General features: G+C 58.3%; 22 protein-coding genes and 1 tRNA gene. 14 read left to right on the top strand and 9 right to left on the bottom strand.

What is annotated here, in order from left to right; translation table 11 throughout:
* Window positions 1-74: 74 nt before the first annotated feature.
* Both leuS and H2O65_RS03165 read left to right on the top strand, forming a co-directional pair.
* Complete coding sequence (gene leuS / locus H2O65_RS03170) at window positions 75-2,987, top strand: leucine--tRNA ligase (protein ID WP_182142152.1); 2,913 nt, start codon at window positions 75-77, stop codon at window positions 2,985-2,987.
* Window positions 2,988-2,993: 6 nt separating this feature from the next.
* Window positions 2,994-4,025 (top strand): Fpg/Nei family DNA glycosylase, encoded by a 1,032-nt coding sequence (locus tag H2O65_RS03165; RefSeq protein ID WP_182142151.1) that lies wholly within the window; start codon window positions 2,994-2,996, stop codon window positions 4,023-4,025.
* 10 nt (window positions 4,026-4,035) lie between these two features.
* Here the strand turns inward: H2O65_RS03165 and H2O65_RS03160 are convergent, their stop codons facing one another.
* The 4 genes from H2O65_RS03160 to H2O65_RS03145 form a co-directional block, all read right to left on the bottom strand.
* Window positions 4,036-4,530, bottom strand: coding sequence for a GNAT family N-acetyltransferase (locus H2O65_RS03160; protein ID WP_182142150.1), 495 nt, complete (start codon window positions 4,528-4,530; stop codon window positions 4,036-4,038).
* A 94-nt stretch (window positions 4,531-4,624) separates the two neighbouring features.
* Window positions 4,625-5,188, bottom strand: a complete 564-nt coding sequence (cysE, locus tag H2O65_RS03155) for a serine O-acetyltransferase (RefSeq protein ID WP_182142149.1) — start codon at window positions 5,186-5,188, stop codon at window positions 4,625-4,627.
* Window positions 5,189-5,230: 42 nt separating this feature from the next.
* Window positions 5,231-6,163: a cysteine synthase A gene (cysK, locus tag H2O65_RS03150; RefSeq protein WP_182142148.1), complete on the bottom strand. Its 933-nt coding sequence runs from the start codon at window positions 6,161-6,163 to the stop codon at window positions 5,231-5,233.
* Window positions 6,164-6,265: 102 nt separating this feature from the next.
* Complete coding sequence (locus H2O65_RS03145) at window positions 6,266-6,898, bottom strand: YigZ family protein (RefSeq protein ID WP_182142147.1); 633 nt, start codon at window positions 6,896-6,898, stop codon at window positions 6,266-6,268.
* Window positions 6,899-7,099: 201 nt separating this feature from the next.
* On the opposite strand from H2O65_RS03145, the gene rpmF reads away from it, so the two are divergent.
* From rpmF to H2O65_RS03105, 9 genes are all read left to right on the top strand, one after another.
* Window positions 7,100-7,276, top strand: a complete 177-nt coding sequence (gene rpmF, locus H2O65_RS03140; RefSeq protein ID WP_182142146.1) for a 50S ribosomal protein L32 — start codon at window positions 7,100-7,102, stop codon at window positions 7,274-7,276.
* Between the two features lie 71 nt (window positions 7,277-7,347).
* Entirely contained in the window at window positions 7,348-7,890 is a 543-nt protein-coding gene (locus H2O65_RS03135; protein ID WP_182142145.1) for an HdeD family acid-resistance protein, read from the top strand.
* Window positions 7,891-8,383: 493 nt separating this feature from the next.
* On the top strand, window positions 8,384-10,909 hold the full coding sequence (locus H2O65_RS03130; RefSeq protein WP_182142144.1) for an Ig-like domain-containing protein: 2,526 nt from the start codon (window positions 8,384-8,386) through the stop codon (window positions 10,907-10,909).
* A 152-nt stretch (window positions 10,910-11,061) separates the two neighbouring features.
* Entirely contained in the window at window positions 11,062-12,516 is a 1,455-nt protein-coding gene (locus tag H2O65_RS03125) for a GuaB1 family IMP dehydrogenase-related protein (protein ID WP_182142143.1), read from the top strand.
* A gap of 123 nt (window positions 12,517-12,639) precedes the next feature.
* On the top strand, window positions 12,640-13,824 hold the full coding sequence (locus H2O65_RS03120) for a CE1758 family FMN-dependent luciferase-like monooxygenase (RefSeq protein WP_182142142.1): 1,185 nt from the start codon (window positions 12,640-12,642) through the stop codon (window positions 13,822-13,824).
* A 91-nt stretch (window positions 13,825-13,915) separates the two neighbouring features.
* On the top strand, window positions 13,916-14,599 hold the full coding sequence (locus H2O65_RS03115) for a CE1759 family FMN reductase (RefSeq protein ID WP_182142141.1): 684 nt from the start codon (window positions 13,916-13,918) through the stop codon (window positions 14,597-14,599).
* Window positions 14,600-14,713: 114 nt separating this feature from the next.
* The gene (locus H2O65_RS03110) at window positions 14,714-14,953 is read left to right on the top strand and encodes a hypothetical protein (RefSeq protein ID WP_182142140.1); all 240 of its coding nucleotides are present in this window, start codon (window positions 14,714-14,716) and stop codon (window positions 14,951-14,953) included.
* Between the two features lie 93 nt (window positions 14,954-15,046).
* The gene (locus H2O65_RS10455) at window positions 15,047-15,238 is read left to right on the top strand and encodes a hypothetical protein (RefSeq protein ID WP_259349621.1); all 192 of its coding nucleotides are present in this window, start codon (window positions 15,047-15,049) and stop codon (window positions 15,236-15,238) included.
* Window positions 15,208-15,642 carry an amino acid permease gene (locus H2O65_RS03105; protein ID WP_259349603.1) on the top strand — a complete coding sequence of 145 codons (435 nt, stop codon included), beginning with the start codon at window positions 15,208-15,210 and terminating at the stop codon, window positions 15,640-15,642. Before H2O65_RS10455 ends, H2O65_RS03105 begins: the two co-directional genes overlap by 31 nt.
* 182 nt (window positions 15,643-15,824) lie before the next feature.
* Here H2O65_RS03105 and H2O65_RS03100 read toward each other — a convergent pair.
* Together H2O65_RS03100 and H2O65_RS03095 are read right to left on the bottom strand one after the other, a co-directional pair.
* Window positions 15,825-15,898 (bottom strand) — tRNA-Met (locus H2O65_RS03100).
* A 189-nt stretch (window positions 15,899-16,087) separates the two neighbouring features.
* The gene (locus tag H2O65_RS03095) at window positions 16,088-19,189 is read right to left on the bottom strand and encodes a UPF0182 family protein (RefSeq protein ID WP_259349570.1); all 3,102 of its coding nucleotides are present in this window, start codon (window positions 19,187-19,189) and stop codon (window positions 16,088-16,090) included.
* Window positions 19,190-19,294: 105 nt separating this feature from the next.
* On the opposite strand from H2O65_RS03095, the gene H2O65_RS03090 reads away from it, so the two are divergent.
* Window positions 19,295-19,915: a PPA1309 family protein gene (locus tag H2O65_RS03090; RefSeq protein ID WP_310649239.1), complete on the top strand. Its 621-nt coding sequence runs from the start codon at window positions 19,295-19,297 to the stop codon at window positions 19,913-19,915.
* Window positions 19,916-19,929: 14 nt separating this feature from the next.
* Here the strand turns inward: H2O65_RS03090 and H2O65_RS03085 are convergent, their stop codons facing one another.
* Window positions 19,930-21,126: a PDZ domain-containing protein gene (locus tag H2O65_RS03085; protein ID WP_182142137.1), complete on the bottom strand. Its 1,197-nt coding sequence runs from the start codon at window positions 21,124-21,126 to the stop codon at window positions 19,930-19,932.
* Between the two features lie 85 nt (window positions 21,127-21,211).
* Between H2O65_RS03085 and H2O65_RS03080 the strand changes: the two genes are divergently transcribed.
* On the top strand, window positions 21,212-22,663 hold the full coding sequence (locus H2O65_RS03080; protein WP_182142136.1) for a zinc-dependent metalloprotease: 1,452 nt from the start codon (window positions 21,212-21,214) through the stop codon (window positions 22,661-22,663).
* A 126-nt stretch (window positions 22,664-22,789) separates the two neighbouring features.
* On the top strand, window positions 22,790-23,788 hold the full coding sequence (locus tag H2O65_RS03075) for a hypothetical protein (protein WP_182142135.1): 999 nt from the start codon (window positions 22,790-22,792) through the stop codon (window positions 23,786-23,788).
* Between the two features lie 2 nt (window positions 23,789-23,790).
* Here the strand turns inward: H2O65_RS03075 and H2O65_RS03070 are convergent, their stop codons facing one another.
* The gene (locus tag H2O65_RS03070; RefSeq protein ID WP_259349569.1) at window positions 23,791-25,905 is read right to left on the bottom strand and encodes an ATP-dependent helicase; all 2,115 of its coding nucleotides are present in this window, start codon (window positions 25,903-25,905) and stop codon (window positions 23,791-23,793) included.
* A complete protein-coding gene (gene nudC / locus H2O65_RS03065; protein ID WP_182142134.1) occupies window positions 25,902-26,840 on the bottom strand; it encodes an NAD(+) diphosphatase in 939 nt (312 codons plus the stop codon). Before nudC ends, H2O65_RS03070 begins: the two co-directional genes overlap by 4 nt.
* Window positions 26,841-26,919: the final 79 nt, after the last annotated feature.

The raw sequence follows: 26,919 nt of genomic DNA, 5'->3' as shown, positions 1-26,919 counted from the left end.
TGATGACCGCGGCGACAGAGATGTCGGCGCCCTGCGCTACCCTAGATTCTGGCAATACTCAGGAGGAAGTAACGATGGCTGACAGTTTGCGCACCACTTCGGGGACGGATGTACCCCAGTTCCGCTATGACGCAAAAATGGCGGGAGAAATAGAGAAGAAGTGGCAGGGTATTTGGGCACGCGACGGCGTCTTCAATGCCGACAACCCGACCGGCGATCTTGCGGGTCCTCGGGCAGAGCTTGAGCCGTGGTTTGTCATGGATATGTTCCCCTACCCTTCGGGTTCGGGTCTTCATGTCGGTCATCCTCTGGGATACATTGCGACCGATATTTTGGCGCGGTATCAGCGCATGAATCAGAAGAATGTCCTCTATACCCTGGGTTTTGACGCATTCGGGCTCCCTGCGGAGCAGTACGCGATTGAAACGGGCCAGCACCCACGTGTCACGACCGAGCATGCGATGGAGATTTTCACGCGCCAGTTGGGGCGCCTGGGCCTCTCGCATGACAAGCGCCGCGGGTTCGCAACCATTGATGACGACTATGTGAAGTGGACGCAGTGGATCTTCCTGCAGATCTACAACTCCTGGTTTGACCCGGATATGCCCAACGGGGAAGGTTCCCTTGGCAAAGCACGCCCAGTCTCTGAGCTGGTGGAACAGTTTGCACGGGGTGAGCGCGCCGTTCCAGGCGGTCGCGCTTGGGCGGATTTGGACGAGGGCGAGCGGAGTGACGTTATGTCCGGCTACCGCCTCGCTTACCTGTCGGAGTCACCGGTGAACTGGTGCCCGGGCCTGGGCACCGTCCTCGCCAATGAAGAAGTGACTTCAGAGGGCCGCTCGGAGCGCGGCAACTTCCCAGTGTTCACCCGTAAGCTACGCCAGTGGAACATGCGTATCACGGCCTACTCGGATCGTCTGACTGAGGCGCTCAGTGAGATTGATTGGCCTGAGAAGGTGCGGCTGATGCAGCGCCACTGGATCGGCAAGTCCCGCGGAGCCACCGTGACCTTCCAGGTTCCCGGCGCAGACGATCTGCAGGTGTTCACGACGCGACCCGACACACTGTTTGGCGCCACCTTCATGGTGGTTTCCCCCGAGCACCCCCTGCTGGACAACGGGGTTGTGCCAACCGAATGGCCCGATGGGACCCGGGAGGCGTGGACTGGTGGATACGCTAGTCCGACCGAGGCCGTGTCAACCTATCGCGCACAGGCGGCAGCCAAGACGGATATGGAACGTCAGGCAGAGGCCGGGGAAAAGACGGGTGTCTTCACGGGCATCTACGCCACCAACCCGGTCAACGACACTCCCGTACCGGTGTTCGTAGCCGACTACGTGCTGATGGGCTACGGGACTGGCGCCATCATGGCCGTTCCTGCCCATGATGACCGTGACTTCGCGTTTGCCAAGGCATTTGACATTGACATCATCCAAACCATTGACCCCGCCGGGGTTGAGGGTATCGAAGTTCCGGACGACTTCAGCATTGAAGAGTCAGCTTGGACCGGTGACGGCCTCATCATCAACTCTGAGCGCGGCGACTTCTCTATCAACGGCCTCGGAAAAGAAGCCGCAATCGACAAGATGATTGACTGGCTTGGGGCTCGGGAGATCGGTGAGGCAACAGTTACGTTCCGCCTCCGCGATTGGTTGTTCTCACGCCAGCGCTACTGGGGTGAGCCCTTCCCGGTTGTCTATGACGAGGACGGACGGGCACATGCACTCCCCGAAGACCAACTGCCTGTCTTGCTGCCCCACCTGGATGATTTCTCCCCCAAGACCTACGACGCAGACGATGCGGATTCTTCACCGGAGACTCCACTGACCCGCGCCGAGGATTGGCTGAACGTTGAGATTGATCTGGGCGATGGCGTCAAGAGTTACCGTCGTGACACGAACACCATGCCGAACTGGGCGGGCTCGTGCTACTACGAACTACGCTATGTCGACCCACATGACAGTGAACATCTGATTGAGGCCATCAACGACTCTTACTGGATGGGTCCACGTGACGGCAAGCCTGCGGGAGGCGTCGACCTCTACGTTGGCGGTGTGGAACACGCAGTCTTGCACCTCCTGTACGCGCGGTTCTGGCAGAAAGCGCTGTTTGATCTGGGATACGTCACGGCCCCCGAACCATTCCACAAGCTCTTCAACCAGGGCTACATCCTGGCCTACGCATACAAGGATTCCCGCGGGGTCTATGTCCCAGCCGAAGAGGTTGAGGGAGACGAACGGTCCGGATTCACATACAACGGCGAACCCGTGGAGCGCGAGTACGGCAAGATGGGCAAGTCACTGAAGAACTCTGTGACTCCCGATGAGATGTGCGACCGCTATGGTGCCGATTCCTTCCGGCTCTTTGAAATGTCCATGGCTCCCCTCGATTTGTCGCGCCCCTGGGAGACCCGTGCGGTCACCGGGTCCCTGCGTTTCCTGCAACGCCTGTGGCGAAACGTGGTCAGTGAGGAAACGGGTGAGGTCACGGTCTCGGATGCTCAGGCGGATGAGGAGACACGGAGGCTGCTCGCGCGCACCATCAGTGAGGTCACCGAAGAGTACGACAACATGCGCATCAACACGGCGATCGCCCGCATGATCGTCCTCAACAACCACCTCACCAGCCTGGATCAGGTGCCACGTGAGGTTGTTGAACCGTTGGTGCTGATGGTTGCCCCCGTCGCGCCTCATGTTGCTGAAGAGCTGTGGCAGCGCCTCGGTCATGACACTCCACTGGCCCAGCATGATTTCCCGGTGGTTCAGGACGAATCACTGCTGGTCGAAGATACCGTTACTTGCATTGTGCAGGTCAATGGGAAGCTGCGCGCCCGGATCGACGTGCCGGCGGACATACCCGAAGACAAACTTGTGGAACTTGCCCGGGAGCTTTCACCCGTGCAACGCACACTTGGCGACCAGGAGCCGATGCGAACCATCGTGCGTGCACCGAAACTGGTCAACTTCGTGGCACCCCCCAAGAAGTAGCTTCAGTTGCCAGAGGGTCATTCGATTCGCCGCCTCGCTCTCGCATTCAGCGAGTGGTTCGTCGGTCATGCCTGTGATACCTCGTCGCCTCAGGGGCGCTTCACTCATGGGGCGGAGCGCCTCAACGGCATGACCATGCTCGACGCCCAGTCTGTGGGAAAGCACCTTTTCCTCGAGTTCGGATCAGGCCACGAGGCGACATCCGAGATGGCTCGCGGACCACTCTGGTTGCACGTGCATCTCGGTTTGTATGGTTCCTGGCGTTTCTACGGTAGCCCCGGCACGAGCGTCACGCCATCCATTGGAGCTCCCCGGACACTGGACTCCCTCGTCGCAGAGAATGACATGCACGAGGACGCGGGCGGCGACGCATTCGAAATGGTGCGACTCGCTTCCGAGGTGGGACCTAGATCGAATGAAGCAATCCGCCTCAGCGAGGACTTTGGGATCGATAGTGGCCACTGGTCTCCCCCACCGCCCCGTGGCGCAGTCCGCCTCCGCATTGCTACCGGGACCGTCGCTGCTGACTTGACCGGACCCACGCAGTGCGAGGTCCTCGATGCGGCGGGAGTTGAGGTGGTTCTGGGAAGGTTGGGTCCAGATCCCCTCGATGATGAGTCTCCCGCGGAGAGATTGCGTTCGGAGTTTGTAGGCCGGGTGCGCGGTAGTCGGCGCCCCGTTGGGGAACTGGTCATGGACCAGTCGGTTGTTGCCGGAGTTGGAAACATCTACCGCGCCGAAGGTTTGTTCCGGGGTGGCATCTCTCCCTTCCGTCGCGGCAACAACGTCTCAGAGAAACGACTGCGTAATCTGTGGGATGACTTCGTGGTGCTCCTCGATGATGGGGTACGCCGCGGCAACATCTACACGATGATCCCCGACTGGCACTCCACGGAAGTAGTAGTCGAGGACGATGAGGCTGAGAAGTGGTTTGTCTACAAGAGGGCCGGGCAGCAGTGCCTAGTGTGCGGCACGCCCGTCCGCACCCGCGTCATGCAGGGCAGGAACCTGTTCTGGTGTCCCTCCTGCCAGCGCTAACCAGAACGCATTAACCAACTTCAGCGAAGCCGAGGCTGCGGTACATGTGCAGTGCTTCCGGGGAACGTCGCATGTCGAGCTGCAGGGCGAGATCGTCATACCCCCAGTCCCCAACCCGAGAAGCTAGCTCGTTGACAAGTGCGCTACCAATACCTTGTCGTCGCCATTTTGGATCAACAATAAGATCCACAACGAACGGACCCCTTGGAACACCATCGAGTGGCGAATCCAGCACGCCGAAGATTGCTCCCACAAGCTCACCGTTGACCCACGCCCCAACGAAGGAATCGTCCCGCGGCATGCCGAAGGCGCCGTCAAAGTACATGCGCATCTCATCGGTTGCTTCCCAAAGGCTCTCAGCAGTGCCCGGGTTGCCGTAAGCGCTCACGGAAAGGGCCGCAAGCGCAGGAATGTCATAGAAGGTCAGGGTTGCGATTTCCAGCCCTTCCCGGCGCGACCCATCCTGGATCTCACGAGGGTCCGCTTTAAGTGTGAGTTCGCTCATGCTTCAAGGTTAGTTCAAACACCCAAGAATCTGGCGGTTTTCACGCGTTGCGGCGCCGCCGACTCCAGGAAGTAGAGGATGCCGCCACTCTGACTTAGTGCGTGCAGCCCATCCTGTTAGGGTGTTTTTCCCCGACCAACCTGGCTGGAACCCCGACAGCAACCTTGCCGTCTGGGACGTCGCGGACCACGACTGCATTGGCACCAATCTTGGCATCCGCACCGATGTTTACCGGACCAAGAATCTTCGCTCCAGCGCCAAGTACTGCACGATCCCCCACTGTGGGGTGACGTTTCCCTGGTTCAGTTGAAGTACCACCGAGGGTGACCTGGTGGTAGATGAGGACATCCTCACCGACCTCGGCGGTCTCCCCAATCACCACGCCTTCGGCATGGTCGATAAAGAGGCGGCGTCCCAGGGTCGCGGCTGGGTGGATATCGACCCCCGTGAAGAAGCGCGTAGAGTTTTGGATCACTCGCGCAGGGAAGCGCAGTCCCTGGTTCCACGCTGCATGTGCAACGCGATATCCCCAGACTGCGTGCAGTCCCGGATATGTCAGTGCCACTTCCCAGGGGTTCTGTGCCGCTGGGTCACGCTCCATGGCAGCCTGAAGGTCTTCGCGGAAGACCCCCAGGGCTCGTTGAACTACACCGCGCATTCTCTCCGCCTCAGTCTTACGTCGGGCCCTACGCCGGTCTGGTTAATCCATGTACTGCTCGTAGAGTTTGGTGCTCAAGTAGCGCTCTCCGCCATCGGGGAGCACCACAACAATAGTCTTACCAGCATTTTCCGGACGACTCGCAACTTCCTTGGCCGCAACTAGAGCAGCGCCCGAAGAGATACCTACCAAGAGTCCCTCCTCGCTCGCGGCTTCCCGACTTGCGACAAGGGATGCATCGCCCTCGACATCGATAACCTCTGAAATGACGGACTGGTCCAAGATTGACGGGATGAAGTTGGCTCCAATGCCCTGGATGATGTGCGGTCCCGCTGTTCCTTGGGTGAGGAGGGGTGAGTCGACTGGCTCAACCGCGACGATCTGGATTTCCGGGTTCCGACTCTTCAGAACCTGGCCAACGCCGGTCACTGTTCCACCGGTACCAATTCCAGCAACAACAACATCCACGTTGCCGTCCGTGTCTCTCCAGATCTCTTCCGCGGTTGTCTCAACGTGTGCCTGCACATTTGCAGCATTGTCGAACTGTCGAGCGAGGACGGAACCCGGGTGGCTCTTCACATACTCTTCGGCTCCGGCGACTGCACCCTTCATCCCGAGTGGAGGGTCTGTCAACACCAGCTCAGCACCGTAGGCACGCAAGATTGCCCGGCGTTCCTTACTCATTGATGCGGGCATGAAGAGGACAACCTTGTACCCCTTTGCCGCACCGACCATGGCGAGGGCGATCCCCGTGTTTCCTGAGGTTCCTTCAACGATTGTCCCGCCTGGCTTGAGTTCTCCTGAGTCCTCAGCTGCTTCGATGATCTGTCGCGCTATACGGTCCTTCACTGAGCCGGCGGGGTTGAAGTATTCCATCTTGGCAAGAACCTCAACGCCTTCCGGCATGGTGCGGTTGAGGCGGACCAGTGGCGTGTTGCCGATTGTTGAGTCAATCGAAGGGTGAATCGTTGCCATGAGGGGTCCTCTTTTCATTTCGAAAGCAGCAGGTCACGTAAATGCTAGTGGCCGATTGGCTCGCCGACTAGGGACGAGCCAAATGTGGACGCTCTTTACAGCTCAGAGCAGAACTTCTAGGAAGCGATCGGCACGTCGCTTGACCTTGCCTTTACCGCCGGTCTGTTGAGCGATAAACGGTTCGACTTCGCCCTCCTCATTCTGTGGCACGGAGAAGTCAATGCTGACAATCTCTCCCCACGTCACCTTCTCTACGGTCCATCCGCGGCTCCGCAACTCTGCTTCCGCGCGACCGGCAAGAAACGGGTCCAGAGCCACAGAGAAGGAGGGGCAGTTCTCAATTTTGGCCAACTGCGCATTTTGGATCGCGGCTTGGGTGGAACCGGAGTACGCCCGGACCAGACCTCCTGTACCAAGCAGTGTGCCGCCAAAATAGCGGGTCACGACAGCCACAACATTGGTCAGACCAGCACCTCGGAGAGCATCAAGTATTGGTGCCCCCGCCGTCCCGTTCGGTTCTCCATCATCTGAGAACCTCATCTGTGGGGTCGCCCCGTCTGACTGCAAAATGAAAGCCGAACAATGGTGTCGGGCATCCGGGAACTGTCTACGGCGCGCAGAGATGACTTCACGCGCAGCAGCTTCAGAAGCCGCTGGACAGAGGAACGCGATGAAACGCGATCTCTTGATGTCCTGCTCAACCTCACTGCTGGTCCCGGTGGCCACTGTTAGCATTACCCCATCTTCGCACTTCTCCCCGGGACTAACCTCACATCCAGATCCACCGCTTCAAACTGGCTTAAGCGCGGCAAATCGTGGCAGACTTGAGCAGTTCAGTAGCGACGCTACCAGGCGTCCGCGTGCCCAAAGCCATCCGGCAAACTAATCTACTTGGGCCGAAGCAGACCACTAGAACCCGGAAGGAGCGACTTAGCTATGGCAGTTCCAAAGCGAAAAATGTCGCGATCGAATACCCGCACCCGCCGCTCAGCTTGGAAAGCCAAGATGAGTGCGCTACAGACGATTAAGGTTGGGGGCCGCGAAGTTCGCATCCCTCGTCGTTTGGCCAAGGCATACCAGAATGGTCTTCTGGATGCTGAGGATCTGGGCTAGGTATCCGACACTCCTGCCTCGTCTAGAGGTGTCTCGACCGCGTCTGACAGACAGAATAGAAAGACTTAAAAATGAGTGGAAATATTATTCAGCAAGCAGGCGAGAAGCTGCGCATGGCGATGGGTGTCTTCGGACTCCTCTCCCTCGCCGCAGGTATCGCAATTATGGTTTGGCCAACAAAGACGGCCCTTATCGTTACCGGCATTTTTGCCGTTTACGTAATTGTCGCAGGGCTGGTTTACGTCGGTGCAGGTGCCTTCTCCCAGGGAATGGCCTTCGGAGCCCGCATCTGGCGCATCCTTCTCGGTGCACTGTTCGTCATCTCGGGTGTAGTCGCACTTACAAGCCTCAAGAGCACAGCGGCGTTCTTCTTCGTGTTCATGGCCATCATGATTGGCGTGACCTGGATTTACGAGGGCTTTGTGGCCTTCGCACGTTTGGGCCAGTCGGCATCTAAGGGTTGGACTGCTTTCTACGCAGTGGTCTCCATCCTGGCGGGCCTAGTCATCGTGTTCTCCCCGATCTACTCGACTATCGCCCTGTGGTGGGTTATCGGCCTGTCGGCAATCGTCTACGGCATTGTCCAGATCATTCACTCTTTCACGCGTCACTAAGTCTTCCCGCCTCTCATAAGGCAAAATGGAGACGGATGCATTAGCAGGTGCTCCCCGGTGGTTGCCCAGCGAAGCTGGTTCGCCACCGGGGAGCATTTTGTTTGGCGTGCTCTATGGCTTCGCGGGCTGCCAGACTGTCTTGAGTCGGTGGGTTGTTGTTTGCTTGTTGTTGAGGTTGTTACCCGCGCTACCACATGTCATAAGGGAGCTACTTGAGCCATACGGAGCGGGTTTGGCTTGCATAACGGCGTGATTCATGGGCAAATTGGGCCGAACCAGCTCCGCGTGACGTAACAGTTATAACTCTCCACTTCTCAACCCAAACTCACAGGCAGTCCGACACACACGGCTCTGTCCCCCGCGCGCCACATCTGGCGTTATCCACAACTCCTTCGTGCACGGGCTGCTTCAATCTTCTTTCCCGCCTACCTTGGGTTGTCACAACCGTTGCCGCCACGGTGGCGGCTACGCCCAAGATGAGGAAGAAGCAGGGATGTCCAACGAAAACCATCGTCCACCCATACTCGCGCGTGCAGTAACAGCCGCGTCCGTACTGATCATCGCCCTGTCCGCAGCAACTACCGCGTCAGCCATCTCCCCGCCCTATTCGGAGGGCGGGGCGAGTGGTGAATCCTCCGGGCCTAGCCAACAGGTTGCCCCAGAAGAAGCACCTGAATCTGCGGATGATGTCCCAGGGGCGATCTCTCAACCCGTAGAGGCCCCTCGAGAGCACAAGGATGACCCCACACACTCAGATGCAATCACGGAGCAAGATCCCGATACGGGCCAGGAAATCGTAACCCGCTCTGGAATAACCCACTGGGAAGAGCGGTCCACCCCTGACCCGCGCTTGATGTCCCGTGCGACCGCACCTGACATTCTCACCGTGTCAATCGCACCGACCTCCGGCAGTGTTGGCTCGATACCGAACCCACGGATTCGCATAGATTTTAGCGTCCCACTCGGCGCTAAGGTCGGCGATTCATATGATGTGGATCTCAGCGCTCCATGGATCTATGCCACGACTAGCACAACTGAAATCAAAGATGCAGTTGGGACCGTGTTCGCGGTCGCGCAACCCAAGAACTTCGAGCAGAAGGGAAAACTCGGGCGCTGGCGGCTAACAATCACGCTAACTGAGCAGGTAGAGACGCACTCTAACGTAAAAGGTTTTATAGACTTGCAGCTGGCATACTACCTCAACCGGAGCGCTTTCAGTGGCCCAATTATTGCCACCAGCAACGGAGTTGAACTTGCGAGAACTGCTGGGAACTGGTCTATTCCTGCCTCAGGTCAGCAGCTTGAGGGCGCGGCCCTCAACGGTGGGGCTTTTGTCAACGGGAAGCCGGCCGTACAACCTGGGATCCGCATCAACTACAACCGAATTCCTGCCTCGGGGTGGAAAGTAACGATATCCAACCTATCGGCGGGCCTAAGCCCCTCCTGCAACGGACAGGTCCAAGTGCAGACCGCTGATACCAATGGCTGGCTCATCGATACTGCCGGGATGGCACAAGTAGACACCTGCACGGCGTCGACCCAAGTTTTCACCATCACTCAAAGCATGGCCCAAGCACTTGGTGCCTCTGGGACCATGCCAGTTAACCTCCGGACGTATATGTACGGAGAGAAGCAAAGAACTTCCTACTCCCTACGAATGACATCGAACGTTCCTGTCAACGGTGCCTCATCATGGGATCTGACCGCAGCTACCGGCGAAGGCTCCGCATCTAGCGCTGACTATCTTTCCCTCACCACGTCCAAAACAGCGGAAGTGAACTCTTCGAGCCGAAACGATAGTGCCGCCATCGGGGACACCATCTCGTACACCATCACAACCACCCCGGGAAAAGATAACGACCGGGCAATCTCGAATGTCATCACCACCGACCATCTTCCAGAGGGTCTCAAGTTCATCTCAGCCAATAACAATGGAACGTTTGATGCTGCGAAACGTACCGTTACCTGGGGGCCTCGCTTTCTTTCATCCACAGGTAGGTTCATTGACGTTGTCAATGTCGAGGTGATGTCCACGCAGAATGCAGGCTCCTTGACCAATCGGGTTTCAAATGCGGGCGACCGGGTATGCGGAGAAGCCGATGCGCAATCTGTCTGCAGTGCGGAGGTGACAACTCCACTCGCCAAGCCATCGTTCGCGTTTACTAAGGCTTCAGAGGCAGTTGATTCCAACGGGAACGGATGGAAGGGAGACGAGGGGGACAACATCAAATACACCTTCACGGCAAAGAACACAGGGGAAGTTCCCCTCTCATCCGCGAAACTCACCGACAAGATGTTGGGAATCTCAGACCGCGAGTGTCTAGTTGCTCCGCTAGCTCCCGGGGCTTCCACCCAGTGTGTGGGCGAGTTCTTCCACACCATCACCAAGAAGGATGTTGACGCTGGAAAAGTCACGAACCAAGCAACCCTCTGCGTCGATCCAAAACTGGGTTTGGCTTGTGAGGATGAAAGCACAACAACCACCACGATCGGACCCGCATTCAGCTTCAGCAAATCCGTAGCCACAATCACCGATGCCAACGGAAAGCAGATTGAGACAGGCAAGGCGTCCAAGGGGGATAAGATCCTCTTCCAGTTTGAGGTGACAAACACAGGAAATGTTGACCTGACAAGTGCGTTTGTGACTGACCCACTGCTGGGGGTCTCGAAAGTCCCTTGTCTCAGTGCCAGCGCTCCGCTTAAGCCAGCCCAGAAGGTCACGTGCCCGACTCATCCAAAATTCACTTACGTGGTGAATGATGGCGATGTGGCTGCGGGGAAAGTGCGCAACGTCGCAGTTGGATCTGTACCTGGCCTACCGGATCAAGAACGGGAAACATCCACACCGGTTCTTCCCGACCCACTAAGCCCCAATCTGCCACAGACAGGGGCGACAGGCTCCATTGCTCTGTTCTCCCTCGGGGGGATTCTCATAGCCGTGGGAGCAAGCACCGTGGCACTGCAGTACCGATACTCCAGCCGCCAACCACTTCATAGAAGAGGAACGCCCTCGCACTAGGGCTACGCCAAGCCAAAGGAAGAACCTCTCGACATTGGATGGGCGACCCCACATCGGGAACTACGACCTCGATGTGGGGCGCGGGTCGCAAATCTCACAGCCAGGCGTGATTGAGTCGTGATTCTGTTTGCTTCTGCGCATAACCTATGGATATGAAGTTTCTAAACGGACAAGCGCATTCCAACGACCTAACCTATGACGATGTCTTCCTCGTGCCCTCTCGATCCGATGTCGTCTCTCGTTTCGATGTTGACCTTGCCAGCGATGATGGAACAGGAACGACAATCCCGCTCGTCGTCGCGAACATGACGGCAGTATCCGGACGTCGAATGGCGGAGACAGTGGCGCGGCGTGGCGCGATGGCGGTGATCCCTCAGGATATTCCGCTGGAGATAGTTGCGGATGTGCTCAGTAGCGTCAAAGACACCGACCCCGTCGTCGAATCCGCAATAGTCGTTTCCCCGGACATGCCTGTCAGTGCGGTCCTAAGCCTTATTCCTAAACGCTCACACGATGCCGCAATCGTGGTCGAGGACGGGAAGCCCATTGGCATCATCACCACCAAAGACTGCAGAGGCGTCGACATGTACGCACAGGCAAGGCAAGTAATGACGCCGAACCCTGTCGTCCTTGATTACTCCCACGTCTCACACTCACCCGAGGCACTTAGCGATCTATACGCAAAGCTAGACTCCCAACGCTTGCACTTTGCGCCAGTTGTGAATCACGGAAAGCTGGTCGGTATCCTCTCCTCGAAGGGCATTGTGCGCTCCAGTGTCTACGCACCCACGCTCGACAACACCGGGAAACTGCGTGTTGCCGCCGCAGTTGGAATAAACGGCGATGTTGAAGGAAAGGCCAAGGCACTCCTCGAAGCAGGAGTCGACACCCTGGTTGTGGACACAGCTCACGGCCACCAAGTCAAGATGCTTGACGCGGTCAGGCGAGTCCGCTCTCTGAGCCCAGATGTTCCTGTGGTGGCGGGCAACGTTGTTACAGGTGCGGGAGCCGAGGACCTCATTGCTGCAGGAGCTGACATCGTCAAAGTTGGCGTAGGGCCGGGAGCAATGTGCACCACACGCATGCAGACCGGGGTTGGCCGACCACAGTTTTCCGCAGTGTTGGAGACAGCCAAGGCAGCACACGCCCTCGGAAAACACGTCTGGGCTGACGGAGGGGTTCGCCACCCAAGAGATGTCGCCCTCGCGATCGCAGCCGGAGCCAGCCAGGTCATGATCGGGTCGTGGTTTGCCGGCACCCATGAGTCTCCCGGCGACCTCCATACTGACGGTCAAGGCCGTTTGTACAAAGAGAGTTTCGGCATGGCATCAGCACGCGCTGTCGCTGCACGCACTGCAGCATCCGGATCGTTTGACCGCGCACGCAAATCACTCTACGAAGAAGGTATTTCTTCATCACGCATGTACCTGGATCCTCGACGCCCCGGCGTCGAAGACCTGATCGATGAGATCACGTCCGGGGTTCGCTCCGCATGCACATACGCCGGTGCGCGTGACCTTGAAGAGTTTGCCGAACGGGCAGTCATAGGTGTACAAACGGCTGCCGGCTACCAGGAAGGACGTCCACTTCCGACCAGTTGGCAGTGATCGTAGAGACTCGGCACGAGTATGACGGATCCAATACTCTGGGACCATGGACCCGTTTACATGCATTTGCATATACTGGGGGTTATCGATAAGACTTTGGCACCTAGATAGATGGAGAGCGACATGCAATTTGGAGTCTTCTCAGTTGGCGACGTGACCCGCGACCCTGTTTCCGGACACACACCCAGCGAGCATGAGCGCATCAAGGCTCTGACCAACCTCGCCGTCAAGACCGAGGAGATCGGCCTCGACGTCTTCGCTATCGGCGAGCACCACAACCCGCCATTTGCAATCTCTTCACCTACGACCTTCCTTGCAAACATTGGCGCCCGCACCAGGACCTTACAGCTGTCGACTGCGACAACGCTGATCACAACGAATGACCCTGTGCGCATTGCTGAAGAGTACGCACTTCTTCAGCACCTTGTCGATGGCAGGCTCGACCTCATGCTCGGACGAGGCAACACGGCCCCCGTTTACCCTTGGTTCGGACAAGACATCCGACAGGGACTGCCACTCGCCCTCGAGAACTACAACCTGCTTCACCGCCTCTGGAACGAAGACGTCGTGGATTGGGAAGGCAAGTTCCGCACGGGACTCCAAGGGTTTACGTCGATCCCTCGCCCCATGGATGACGTGGCGCCGTTTGTTTGGCACGGCTCTATCCGCACGCCAGAGATCGCGGAGCAGGCCGCCTACTACGGAGACGGGTACTTCGCTAACGGAATCTTCTGGCCAATGTCGCACTTCAGACGGCTAATCAACCTCTACCGCAACCGCTACGCACACTATGGGCATGGTAGACCCGAGGACGCCATCGTCGGAGTTGGTGCGCAGGTCTACGTTGCGAAGACAAGCCAAGCGGCATTCCGAGGGTTCCAACCCTACTTTGATGCCTCGCCCGTCTACAGCGGTGGCGCGGCACTGGAAGACGTTGCTGCACAAACCCCGTTGCTGGTTGGAAGCCCCCAGCAGATAATCGACCGCGTGCTGGGCTTGCGTGAGTACTTTGGCGACTACCAGCGCCAGATGTTCCTAATTGATCACGGACTCCCGGAGAAGGAAGCCCTCGAACAGCTGGATCTCATTGGTTCTGAGATTCTGCCGGTCCTCAGGAAGGAAACCGCTGCCGCAACGCCCGCGGGCACCCCGGAGGCACCAACACATGCCTCATTAGTGAAGGAAAAATATGGAGACGCGGAACCACGTCAGCCACGCCCCAACCCCAACCGTGGCGACAATGTGACGGGCACGTCTCCCTACCAAGACAGTGACCCCTCCGTGAAGGTAACACTCCCGCGCCTTTAGTATCGTGTCCACGATGACGGAGCGTCATTCCTCCTCGTCTTGGACATCAAACGACTCCAAAACAATCAAAGCCAAGGAGAGTGTGATCGGCATGAAAAGCGCCAACCCGATCCAGGTCGCCCTCGTCAGCGCCGGATCTTCAGAAAGCTCGTCTACAACCGCCCTCGTTCGCCAGATAGGCGCGGCAGTTAGGGAAATGTTAGAGAACGAGGGCGCCCTCGTCGAGGTCCACCTCGTGAACCTAAGGGAAGTCGGAAGAGATCTGGGGATCGGACTGGCGACCGGAATGATCTCAGATGATCTGCGCGCCGACCTCCAAATTGTTGAAGAGGCCGACGCCGTCGTGGCAGGAACACCCGTCTACAAGGCCGGCATGTCCGGGCTTTTTAAGTCTTTCTGGGATCTCGCTGCAGATGACGCCGTCCTTGCAACCCCCGTTGTCTTGGCGGCAACGGCAGGCACGCCACGCCATGGCCTAGTGCCTGATGCCGAAATGCGCTCACTCTTTGCCTACCTCCGCGCCCTGACAGTTCCAACATCAGTGTTCGTTGCGACTGAAGACTCCGCATACCCTTCTGCTGTCAAAAAGAGGGTCGAGAGGGCTGCAACCGAACTTGCTACCCTCGCCGCACTGAACGTGAAGCGCGCCCTACGCAACCAGGAGAAGTCAGAGTACCGCCGCACCTTCCCCGATCACCAGGTCACAACAGAGTCTGTGGATGCGGGCATTGACTTTGACTCGGATCTGATGCGGCTCGCTGCGGGCGGAGCCTAGCGGAACCATTTGGTGTACCCCCACCTCATCCTGCGCTGCCTAGCAAATCCACGTAGATTTGTGCGAGACACACCGGTAGCGCTCCGATCAGTCATCGGATGAGGGAGAAGACAAGTGGCCTCTGGCACCCTGGAAGAATCCACCACTCAAAGCAAGGGAACCGGCTCAGTCACCACGATGGGAGCAACCGCCATCGGCGTAGGCGGGATGATGGGTGCCGGCCTATACACGCTGCTGGGACTCGCTGCGAGCATAGCCGGAGCATGGGTACCGCTGGCGTTTATTGTCGGCGGTGCGGTTGCAGCATTCTCCGTCTACTCCTACTCGAAGCTCGGCGCAGTATTCCCCAGCTGAGGAGGGGCTGGGGAGTTCCTGATTAGATGCTTCGGAGAGAACACCCTGTCGGGCGGGCTCAATGTTTTCCAGTTCCTGGGTTGGGTCATAGCGATGGCGCTGTACGCGGTCGGCTTCGGGGGCTACGCGGCGGAAGTCCTCGCCTGGCACATGCCCGACTGGGGCGCGAAAGCGCTCGGCATAGGACTAGTGCTAATGATCATCGGAGTGAACTTTGTTGGTTCACGACCGGGGGCGACGCGCATTGGACGGGTATCTTCTTCGCTGCCGGCCTCCTCTACGTGACGTACGAGGGGTTTGGTGTCGTCACAAACTCCGCCGCCGACATGCGTAACCCAAAGAAGCAGTTACCTCGAGCCATGTACACGGCCCTCTTCGCGGTAATCGCCATATACGTAGTGGTTAGCACCTTGGTGGTGGTCCTCATGTCCGTCTCAGAAATGGAGAAGCACCAGGGACACGTCCTCGCCATCGCAGGGCAAGCAGTCATGGGAAAGACTGGCTTCATTCTGCTCGGATCTGCAGCGATGCTTGCGACGGCATCAGCGGTCAACGCAACACTCTTCGGAGATGCAAACCTTGGATTCGACATGTCAAAGAATAAGGAGCTCCCCGGCTTAGTTGGCAAAGGCATCTGGCGTGGTGGAACATGGGCCAGAAAAGGCTGGGCCGGACGCTGGCAACCCTAACGACACGCCCAAACCCCCGAGTTTAGACACCAATAATGGCCGCATCCCCACAGAAAACAGCCCCAAAAGACACACCAAATGTCCTATAGCCCCTAAATCCCGCGCCAGGGCCAACTGAAGATCCGGCTTAAACGACAAGGCCCTCTGATCAAGATTCTCACTTGGCCAGAGGGCCCTTCTAGTAGCGGGGGCCAGATTTGAACTGACGACCTCTGGGTTATGAGCCCAGCGAGCTACCGAGCTGCTCCACCCCGCGTCGGCTAGTACAGTCTACGCAGTGCCAACTGCTGGGGCAACCGACCCTAGCGTGTTCTCCCTCATAGTCCCCACCTGCGCAAATGCCTCAGCAGCAAGAGGGGGACCCGGGCCGCCCCGAGTCCCCCTCCATACATGCCAGGCTCAACCACGTAGGTGAACCCTCAGCGTGCGAATCAACGCGTCTGGTCTAGTTACCGTCCTCCGTTGCTACTTCTGCATCCTCACCAAGGGTGCCCAAACCAGTGCTATCTTCACCCGGAGTGAAGGTAGCACTGTCCTCACCGGTGCCCGCAGCTGCTCCGTCAACCAGTTCCTGCAGACGAATCAGTTCCTCCAGTGCAGCATTCAGCGCATCCTGAGCCTTCCCGTACGCTGCCCAGTTACCCGCCTTCATCGCCTCATCGGCAGCCACCATGGCATCCCGAGCACTCATGATCGCGGCGTTCAATGCTTCATCGCCTTCGAGAGGCGCCTCCCCTTCGTCACCGTCGGGCGTTGTTGGCGCCACGTCCTCGTCCCCGGTCACTGCTTGAGCGTCGCCCCCGAAGGTTTGGTCTAGCGCTTCGTTCAGTGTCCTAGCGAAGCCCACCTGGTCACCAAATGAAGTGAGTACATAGCGCAGAACCGGATACGAGGTCGATCCTGTCGACTGAACATAGACGGGCTGCACGTAGAGCAAGCCACCACCGACTGGAAGTGTCAGCAGATTACCCCGGATGACCGAAGATCCCTGCTGACTCAGCAGGTTCAACTGAGTCGCCACCTGCTGGTCGGTGTTGAAGTTGTTCTGTACCTGACCTGGTCCTGGAACCGTGGTCGAGGACGGCAGCGCCATGAGCCGCAACTTCCCATACCCATCGCGCACCTCACCCGGAGTGTCGCCCGTCTCAGAATCGACCGCTAGGAAGCCGGCCATCGCGGCACGTCTAGATTCACCACCACCTGCTGGAACATAGACCGAGGTCAACGAGAATTCTGCACTGTCTTGACCCGGCATCTGCATTGTCAGGTAGTAGGGCGGCTGCAACATTGTGCTGCTGGTTGAACCTTCAGCGGTCGAGGCCGTGGGATCTTCCGAAAGCCTCCAACGGTCACCACCGGTGTAGAACTCAGCAGCCTCTGTGACGTGGTACGTCTCAAGCAATGAACGCTGGACCTTGAACATGTCCTCTGGGTAGCGGAAGTGCGACATCAGATCGCCCGAAACCTCAGACATATCTTGAATCATGCCCGGGTAGACGCCCTTCCAGGACTCTAGAATCGGGTCAGTATCATCCCAGGTAAACAGTTGAACCGAACCGTCGTATGCATCAACAACTGCCTTCACTGAGTTGCGCATGTAGTTCACAGTGTCTGAAACGAGCAGCGACGACATATCTGCCGTACGCGAATCGGTCGTCGCCGCTGACAGGGAAACACGCTCTGAGTAGGGATAGTTTGCCGAAGTCGTGTATGCGTCAACAATCCACACGAGGCGCTTGGGCGTCGACTCGTCCTCATCCATGTCAACGACTGCCGGGTAAGCCTTCTTCTCAAGGGTCAAGTACGGAGCAACCTTTGAGACTCGCTGAAGTGGGTCACGTTCGTAAAGAATCTGTGACTCAGAGTTGGTCTGCTGGGAGAAGAAGATGTCGGTGGAGCCAAACTTGATTGCGTAGAGCAGCTTGTTCCATGGGTTACCCACCGAAGGTCCGCCATCCCCCGTAAAGGTTGACTGAACCTGACCGGATGGTGCGTTGTCGTCGGGATAGTCCAACTCTTGCGGAGCTGCTCCCTCAGGTGCGCCGACAATCGAGTACTCGGGTGAGTTCTGTGAGAAGTAGACCCTGGGTTCGTAATCCCCCATCTCACCAACCGACGGAATCGAAGATTCCCAGAACGCCGGCGTGCCGTCGGCACGAACCGTGTTGCCATATGCGGCAACCACGCCGTACCCGTGGGTATAGACAGTGTGAAGGTTGACCCATGTCTGCTGCTCGGTTTGCAGGCCTCCCTGATTGAGGTCGCGCACAGCGATAACCGTGTCGCGGCGCTCATCATCGATCGTGTAACGATCAACCGATAGCTTGGAATCAAACGTGTAATAGGGGCGTGACTGCTGCAGCTGGCGAACCGTCGGCGAAATTATCATCGGGTCAAGCAAACGAATCTGCGAAGTCGCCTCTGCATCATCACGCAGCTGCCCCGGAGAAACATCCGTCTTTGCTGCGTATGTCTGATACTCGACCTCGTCCAGTCCATATGCTGCCAGCGTCGCGTCAATGTTGCGCTGGATGTATGGGGTTTCCATCTGTCGCGCGTTTGGCGTCACCCGGAACTGTTGGACGAGGGCGGGATACGCGCCACCAACCACGAGGGCGGAAACAACAGTCACGGCCACACCAACCGCCGGCAACTTCCACGTTCCGCGGAATGCTGCCACAAGGAAGAGCACGGCGACCAGAAGTGAGATTACCGCAAGGATCATCTGTGCCGGCAGAACCGCGTGAACATCACGATAGAGAGCCCCATCAACGATGTCACCAGTTCCCAATACCAGGGAGTAAATCCCCACCCAGTAACGCAATGCGACTATCAGCGAGAGGACCGCGCCGAGAATTCCGATCTGCATTCTGGCACTGGACATCATCTTAAAGCGAGGCGAGAAGGATATGCCTCCGTAGAGGTAGCCGATGATGATGACGGCAAGGAGAGACACAACAGCCGTGTTGAGCAAGAAACTCAGAATAGTGTCAAGAATCGGTAGCGTGAAGACATAGAAGCCAATGTCAAGGTTGAACTGAGGATCAGTTACCCCGAATGGCGTGCGGTTGAACCACACCATGAAGGTTTGCCACTGCGTCGCCATTCCGGCGGCAGTCATTAGTGCGATTAACGCCGGAAGACCCCAAAAAATGGCCTTGCGGAAAGGCTCCAAAGCCTTCTGGTATTCACGAAGTGTGGACCCGCTCTGACCGCCCAGACGGGAGGGTCGCGTACGGTATGCCCAAGTCACAACGGCAGTGATCGCCGCGAACTGGACCGCGAAGGTCACCAAGAACAGAACCGCCGCTGCCCCCCAACGTGTCCACAGCACCCTCGCTGCATTGAGCTGGTCGAACCACAGAACCTCTGTCCACACGCGTGACGCAACATAGATGATGACGGCAAGAAGAATAATGATGCCAAAAGTGATCACAAGAGGGCTGCGGAGAGCGGCCTTCGTCGTAGGACCTTCGCCCGACCGACCCTCTGGTTCCTTCTTAGGCTCTCGGGATGGCTCCGGCGTTGCTGTCGGGAAGAAAGTCACCGCTGTCCTCTCTGGGGCCCGCACATTCCTCGGAACCCACTGATGATTTGGGGACATTCTACCCTTGAGCGCCGACATCAAAGACGAGCGGCTACTATTGCCGCCATGAGCGAAATCCACGGAGCACCACAAGCGGACCCCACGCAGCACACCCTCGATCAGGTCCCCATGTCCCTCCCCACTCCACGTGCCGCGGCCCTGCGGAAGGTAACTGAAGAGATTGAGGTCGGCGCGGCAAGCCTGGGATGGGACCGACCCCCGGCGCTCTACGCCCTGGTTCCAACCAAACAGTTGCTCGCAACCGACGATGTTCCCGAGGACGTCTTGGCGAGCCTTAGAGAAGCCTGGGACGGCACAGCGGCGCACCTTTCAGCCATTCTCCAAGACTCTATACCCAACGATGAGCTGGAAGAAGTTCTTCCCAAGTTGGCGTGGCCGGAGTCTGTTTTCGGTTCGGCACTCACCGTTGAACGAATTATCGTTCCCCCCTCGGTCGAGGACGAGGCTCCCGACGACCCGCAGGAAGCCCTCGATTTCATTAGCAATCACCCGGCCCGGACTGACGTGCGACTCACAATCGGAATCACACGCGAGGGCGATTCATGGTGCGCTGTGCGAGCCCGCACGTTCGATGATACCGAGCGGGTTGGTAAGGGTGAAAACCTAGTGCCCGCCTTGGTTGAGGCACTGCGGATGGGTTTCAACCCCGACGTTCAGGACGCATAACCGCGCCGTAGCCATCAGCTGCACGTGGGCAGGGAGTCCCCATCGCCATCAGCAATAGCTTGAACTGCAGCAACACCTTCGCTGAGGGTCTCAACCGGCACGACGCGTAAGCCATTGGGCTCCCGCCCCTGCGCCTCCGCACAGTTACCGTCCGGGATCAGGAACCACTGCGAACCATCCCGTTTTGCACCGTACATTTTCTGCACCACACCACCAATCGGCACAACGTTGCCAACGAAGTCCAGCGCGCCCGTGGCAGCAATGGACTCTCCACCGGTGATCCCACCGGGAGTCAACTGGTCAACGATGCCGAGGGCGAAGACCAGCCCCGCCGAAGGACCACCGATTCGCTCAAGATGTATTGACACGTCGATGGGCATCTCTGTATCGGCCCCAAGGTAGACCCCCATTCGGGATCCCTGAGGCGCATTGTCACCGCTGTCGTCCCCGTCCTCGTCCCCATCAGATCTGTCGCCCTCGTCCTCCGATGTCTGCGGGGCCGCGGTGACGATGTCAACTTTATGGATTTCCCCGTCGCGAAGCACAGTCACACCGATCGTTGAGTTTGCGGGAGTGTTCTCCATGAGGACAAACGGGACCGACGGAGAGTTCACCTCATGCACGACCCCGTCGGGGGTCTGCAACGAAACGAGTACGTCTCCCTCCAGCAACTGCCCATCGGCTCCACTACCCGGAACGGTGCCAGCCACCGTCATGGTGGTCTCCATTGGAATACCCAAGTAGTCCATGGCAGCAATGGCTGAGGCCGAATGTGAAGACTCCATTTGCACGGCACCCGCCTCCGCAACGTCCTCGGCGGTTGTCTCAGGCGCGTAAAGGTCAGAGTATGGAATCACCGCAGTGCTGGGACTGAACCATGCCCTCACGACGTCGCCGACGCGCACGGTGGTACCGGGACCACCCAGCGAGGAAACGGTGACCATTCGCAGTTGCCCTTCGTCAGGGACCTTCTCACGAACCACGTGCTTTGTGTAGTCACCGGACTGTGAAAACTCAAGAACGGGAGTGTCAGCCTGACTTCCCAAGACATTCACAGTGGGGCCGGCATCTTGAATCACGTAACCAACCGGTATCAACGAAACAGCCATGACGAGAGCCGCCGCAACTAAGACAGCGAAAAGGACCCTGGTCCAACGCGTCACCAACCGGTCGCGCCTGGTCGTTGTTGAAGGGGTGTGCACTGATTCCATAGGGTTTATTGTGCACTGATTCAACCTCGGCGACATTCGGCCGAAGGCGTAAGGCTCACAACGTGAGGAAAGCTAAACTTGACCTATGGATCAGAACCCAGACTTCCGTCCTGAAGATAGCGACGACCCACTCAGAGCGTTTTTGGAGTCCCTGCTGGGCCCGGGGGCCGCAGGCGACGCACTTGAGGCGATGAGGCTTCAGGGCTTTGATCTAAGTGCCCTACCAGGTATGGACTCTCCCCAGGCCATTTCTCAAGCCATGGGTCAGATGCGTTTCCTCATGAACGCTTCCTCCGACCCTGTGAACTGGCGCATGGTTGAAGAAATGTCACGCCAGCAGGTTTTCCAGTCCGGCGACCCCCGCCTTTCAGCCGCTCAGGCACAAACTGTGCGACAAGCACTTACGGTCGCCGATCTGTGGCTTGATCCAGTCACCAGCTTTGCAGTCAAAGGTGTCACCCGTGATGCTTGGACCAAGGTGGAGTGGGTTGACCAGACGCTGCCAGCCTGGAAGAAGATCTGCAATCCCGTTGCTGAGAACGCTTCGCGCGCCATGGCCGACGCTATGGCATCACAAATGGGCGCAGGCGATTTAGACCGCGACGACCAAATGGCGGGGCTGGCCCAATCTTTATCTTCGATGCTCCCAAAGATGGCCGCAATGGCATTTGCCTCGCAGATTGGTAGTGCCCTGACCGAGATGGCAAAGGAAGCGCTTGGCACCACCGACTCCGGTCTTCCTCTCACAGAGGGTGACGTCACCGCCCTCGTCCCCACCAATATCTCCGCATTCGCTGATGGTCTTGACATCGGATATCAGGAAGTCCTCCAGTTTGCGGCAGTCCGAGAGTGTGCGCATGCACGGCTCTTTGCATCGGTTCCCTGGTTGAAGCACGACCTGCAAGTTGCTATTGAAAGGTATGCAAGGGAGATTTCCCTTGACCAAGACGCAATCATCGAGGCTGCACAGTCGATTGATCCCTCGAACCCAGAGTCGCTGCAAGTAGCCATGAGCGGGGGCATTTTCGCGGCAGAACCCACCGAGTCACAACTGCAAGCACAGCAAAGACTCGAAACGCTGGTGGCACTCATCGAAGGGTGGGTGGAGGTCACGACCGCAGCCGCGATCGCCCCCTACCTCCCCCACGGACCCCAACTTCAGGAAATGATGCGTCGGCGCCGTGTTACCGGGTCATCCGGAGAGCACCTGCTTCACCAGCTGGTCGGCCTTGAGCTCCGCCCTCGCCAAACGCGCAGTGCAGCAACCATTTTCCGTAGACTCACGGACGAAGGCGGGCCGGAAGCACGCGACGATGTCTGGGCTCACCCAGACCGCGTTCCAACATCTGCTCAACTCGCAAATCCCGACACGTTTTTTGAGGATCTTCCAACAGACCCAGAGCTCAGCGACTTGGATGAGCAACTGTCAGCGCTCCTTTCGGGAACACTGGGCTTTGACGAATCCGTGCCCAAAGAAATGCGCGGATCGGCCCCTGAGGTGGGCGACGGTTCTGACACCGAGCCAGAGGACCTCTAGAGCGTCCCCAGTTCTGTTATCCGCAGGGTTGTCCACAGGTTTCAAATCCAATGCACGTGGAGGCTGCGATTGGTACACAGTTGAGAAAGTCATTTCTGAACCTGTGAAACCAAGGACGGTACATCCATGAGGCTTCTGCGCCCTCACACATTTGTTGGCGAAATCGAACCGGGAAAGCTTCAGGTGGGGTCTGCTCCACCAAGGACCGTGGTCTTCTCTGCTCTCTCACCTGCAGAGTCTGCATGGATCAAGAGTCTGTCCAGAATAGAGACTGCAGTCCCACCTGGAACCCAAACATCTGCTCTCACACATCGGGCTCCAGACCGTGTCTCGCGCCCAGCACACGACACCAGTTCGCTGACGCCCCGCCAGAAGGAAATGCTGGTCATGTTGGACGCCGTCGGACTGTTAGAGGACGGGGCAAACCCTCTGGGTGAACTGCGAGTACGTGTTTCCGGGCTCGACAGGGTTGGTGCCCGCGTTGCTGCGCTCCTCGCTGAAGAGGGAGTTCGCGAGCTGGAGTTGCGCGACCGCCGCGCTGTTGACCGCGTTATGCCACCCGCGTTCACGGAGAAACAGCTGGGGCGAACAAAACAGACCGTGTTGTCTCGGCACCTTCGCGAACGCTACCCCGGACTGCGAATAACGGGACTTACTCTGCCTGATCTTGCAATAGTGTGCAGCAGCAGTGTTTGGGACCATGGGACCCTGGGTCGGCTCCTGTCCAGCGACACTCCCCACCTGCCAATTGTCCAACGTGACCGGGAAGTGCAAGTCGGTCCCCTCATGGTTCCCGGCGTAACTGGTTGCGCACTGTGCGCAGACTTGAGCATTCAGGACTCATTCCCGCTGTGGGCTAAGTCGTCCCTAGCTCTCGCAACTGCACCCCAGCCAATTACCGCTGACCATCTTTGTATGACCGCAGCCGGGTTAGCGGTGACGCTGATTCATGCTGCAGCAACCGGGGCCACACCCATTGGTGCATCTGGTCCGGCCGGGCTGGGAGGGGTGTCGCACTCATTGACTGTAGGCCCCAGCGGCGTAGAGGTTCGGGAATGGTACCCACACAGGGGTTGTTCGTGCAGACGGGGACCGATCAGTCAAGGGGTGGCTCAGGTCGCCTGATACTACCCGGGGAGGTAATCCTTCACGATGCGAAGGATCGGGGTTCCGTATGCTTCAAGCTTCACAGCCCCGATTCCGCGCAATGCCCCCAACTGGCGGAGCGTCCTTGGTTTCGCTGTTGCCACGTCTCTGAGAGTGGCATCCGCAACAACCGTAAATGCCGGCTTACCGCTCTCACGTGTCACGCCAAGTCGCCACTGGCGCAAACTCTCAAACAACTCCCTTGTACTCTGATCTGCCTCTGCTAAGAACTGGGCATTTATATCGCCGGACTTTGTGCGTGTGTTCAGTTTGTTGCCGGGTTTAGACGCAGTCCACCTTCCACGGGCCGTTTCTTCCCTGGGCCACATCTTGGTCAAGAAACGGCTCACCGTGCGTTTACCTTTGCGATCTGCAGATCGAGCCTGCGAGTAGCTAAGGCTCAAGTGGATCCGCGCCCTGGTAACACCGACGTAAAGGAGCCGCCTCTCTTCTTCGATTCCGCCGGGCGTGTCCGCCATTGAAATCGGCATCAGCCCCTCCGAAAGCCCTGCGAGGAAAACCGCGTCCCACTCCAAACCTTTTGCAGCATGAAGCGTTGAGAGGACCACACCCTCAACCGTCGGCGACGCTTTCGCGGCGGCACGCTCTTCCAGCTCAGAGACGAACTGTTCTGGCGTCTGCTGCGGATTGCGGCGCGCCATGTCTAACAGGGCATCCAGGTTGGCCCATCGTTCCCGCACAGCCCCGGCACTGGTGGGCGGTGTCGGTTGCCAGCCCAGTGTCCCAACCACTTCGGCGACCATGTCAGGAAGAGACTCAGTTTCCTGTCCGGCGAGGGCGCGCACCCGTGCTTGTTGACGCAGAAGCAGCACGGCCCTCTTCACTTCCTCACGATCAAAGAACCGTGCTCCACCCTTGACTTGGAAGGCGAGACCGACATCTGCAAGGGCTTCCTCAAATGCCTCAGACTGCGCATTGACCCTGTAGAGGACCGCAATATCCGAAAGTGGAACTCCCGATTGGTGAAGCTCCTTGATGCTCTGAGCGATGCCCCGCGCCTCTGCAACGTCGTGATCATAGCGTTCGAAGGAGACCGCGGGCCCCATGGGCCGTTGTGCCTGCAGGCGAACCGCGCCGGGCAGCCCAAGGGTAGTTGCACGACCATCCATCCCCTTCGCGGAGGCGACGACTTGGTTTGCTAGTGCGACAACCTGGGGGGTAGAACGATAGTCACGGACCAGCTCAATCACTCTGGCACCCCTCATACGCTTCGGGAACTCCTCAAGGTATTTGGAGCTGGCGCCCGTGAATGAGTAAATGGTCTGTGCGACATCACCGACGACGCACAGGTCTGTCCTCTCCCCTCTCCACAGGTCAAGCAAGTGTTGCTGCACGGGGGAAACGTCTTGGTACTCATCAACCACGAAGCTTCGATAGCGTGAGTGGACTGCCCGCGCAACGTCTTCACGTTCCTCCAAGAGTCCACACTGCAACAGCAACACGTCCTCGAAATCAATGGCGTTACGATCTGCTTTAGCCTGTTCGTAGGCCTCATAGAGACGCGGAAAGTCATCTACAGTCAGGTCTGCGGGCGGGGTTCGTAGGTTTGCCTTTGCGAAGTCCGCATAGCCGTCAGGCGTCACCATCGACACCTTGGCCCACTCGAGTTCAGCGGCGAGGTCGCGAACCACAAGCTTGTCAGCACGAATCCCTACCCTGCTTGCGGCAGCCGCCACCACGGAAGCTTTGTGCGGCATCAGGTTTGGAAGTGGTCCGCCGCTGACGCGGGGCCAAAAGTATGCCAACTGCTTGAGTGCTGCACCGTGGAAAGTCATCGCTTGAGCTCTCCCAGCACCCAGAGCCCGCAACCTCGAGGACATTTCTGCTGCGGCCTTCGCAGTGAATGTAACTGCGAGAACAGTGTTGGGATCAACCGCGCCAACAGCACTTCCGTAGGCAATTCGGTAGGTGATTGCACGGGTCTTCCCCGTACCGGCCCCCGCGCGCACGCAGAGCGGGCCAGACACCTGGAGTGCCGCCTCACGTTGCTGGGGGTCAAGCGCATCCAAGAGCTCTTCTGGTGAGCGCAATGTCGTCACGTTCCTTACTTCCTCAACATGTCGAGTCTGGCTCACGGGAGTTCCCCCCGCATCCACAGGCCGATGACAGTATGTGCGACCGCCGCCGGTCCGGGTAGCAGGACTTCTTTGCTTGCGACTGCTTTCTTCAGCTCATCCCTCGTAAAGAATCGGGCATGGTCGATTTCAATTTGATCTGGAACTGGCGTGGTCACCATGGTCTTGGCAGTGTAGGCCAGCATCAACGACCGAGGGCGGGGCCACGGTTGCGAGCCAAGATACCGCAGCCCGAAGATTTCTATCCCAACTTCCTCACGAAGCTCTCTTGGAACCGTACGTTCCGCACTTTCACCAGCGTCGACATAGCCCGCGGGTAGGGACATTCGGCCCGCAGGCCAAAGAACATTGTGAGCAAGCAGCAGGCGATCTTCCACATCGACAACGGCAACAATCACGGCCGGGTCCGTCCTTGGATACTCAACGCGTCCGCATTCCTTACAGTGCGCGCTCCAGCCAGCCGAACCGGGGGTCAGGGGGCTTCCGCAGTTCGGGCAGAACTTTGTGGAGCGATGCCAGGCAAGCAGAGCTGTAGCCTGGGTGACCAGTAGTGACGCCGAGTAGTCCTCAAGTTCGGCGGCAAAGGCGATCAGGTCCAACCAGCGAACTTCCTCCGGCAGGAGGGAGAAGAGGCTTCCGGCTCCGTTGAGATCGTCTGGTAGTACAACCACCAGTAGGGGGAACCCCTCGGCTGTTCTACCCATAAACCAGATGCTGTCGTCAGGCACGCTTGAGACCAGCGCCCCCAGCTGTTCACCTTCCGGTCGCCAAAGAAGCGGCTTCCCCTCCGTAAACGTCACCGCAAACTCGCCGCTTTCACGCACCGCGGTCACCACCGCCCCATGGGCTCCAGACTCAGCTGTGAGATCCACAGACTCCCTCTGGGAGGTGGCAGAATCAAAATCCCCGCGAGCCAGGGCGAAATCAAACATCATATGACTACGGTAGCCCGTCCCTCCGACATCTTGATGCTCCTCCCCTATCTCTGGGGACCGCACCGCTCTAGCCGAACTG

The sequence above is a fragment of the Schaalia sp. JY-X169 genome, assembly GCF_014069575.1.
In the GTDB taxonomy this organism is placed as follows: Bacteria; Actinomycetota; Actinomycetes; order Actinomycetales; family Actinomycetaceae; genus Scrofimicrobium.
This window is presented reverse-complemented; position numbering and strand designations above follow the sequence as displayed.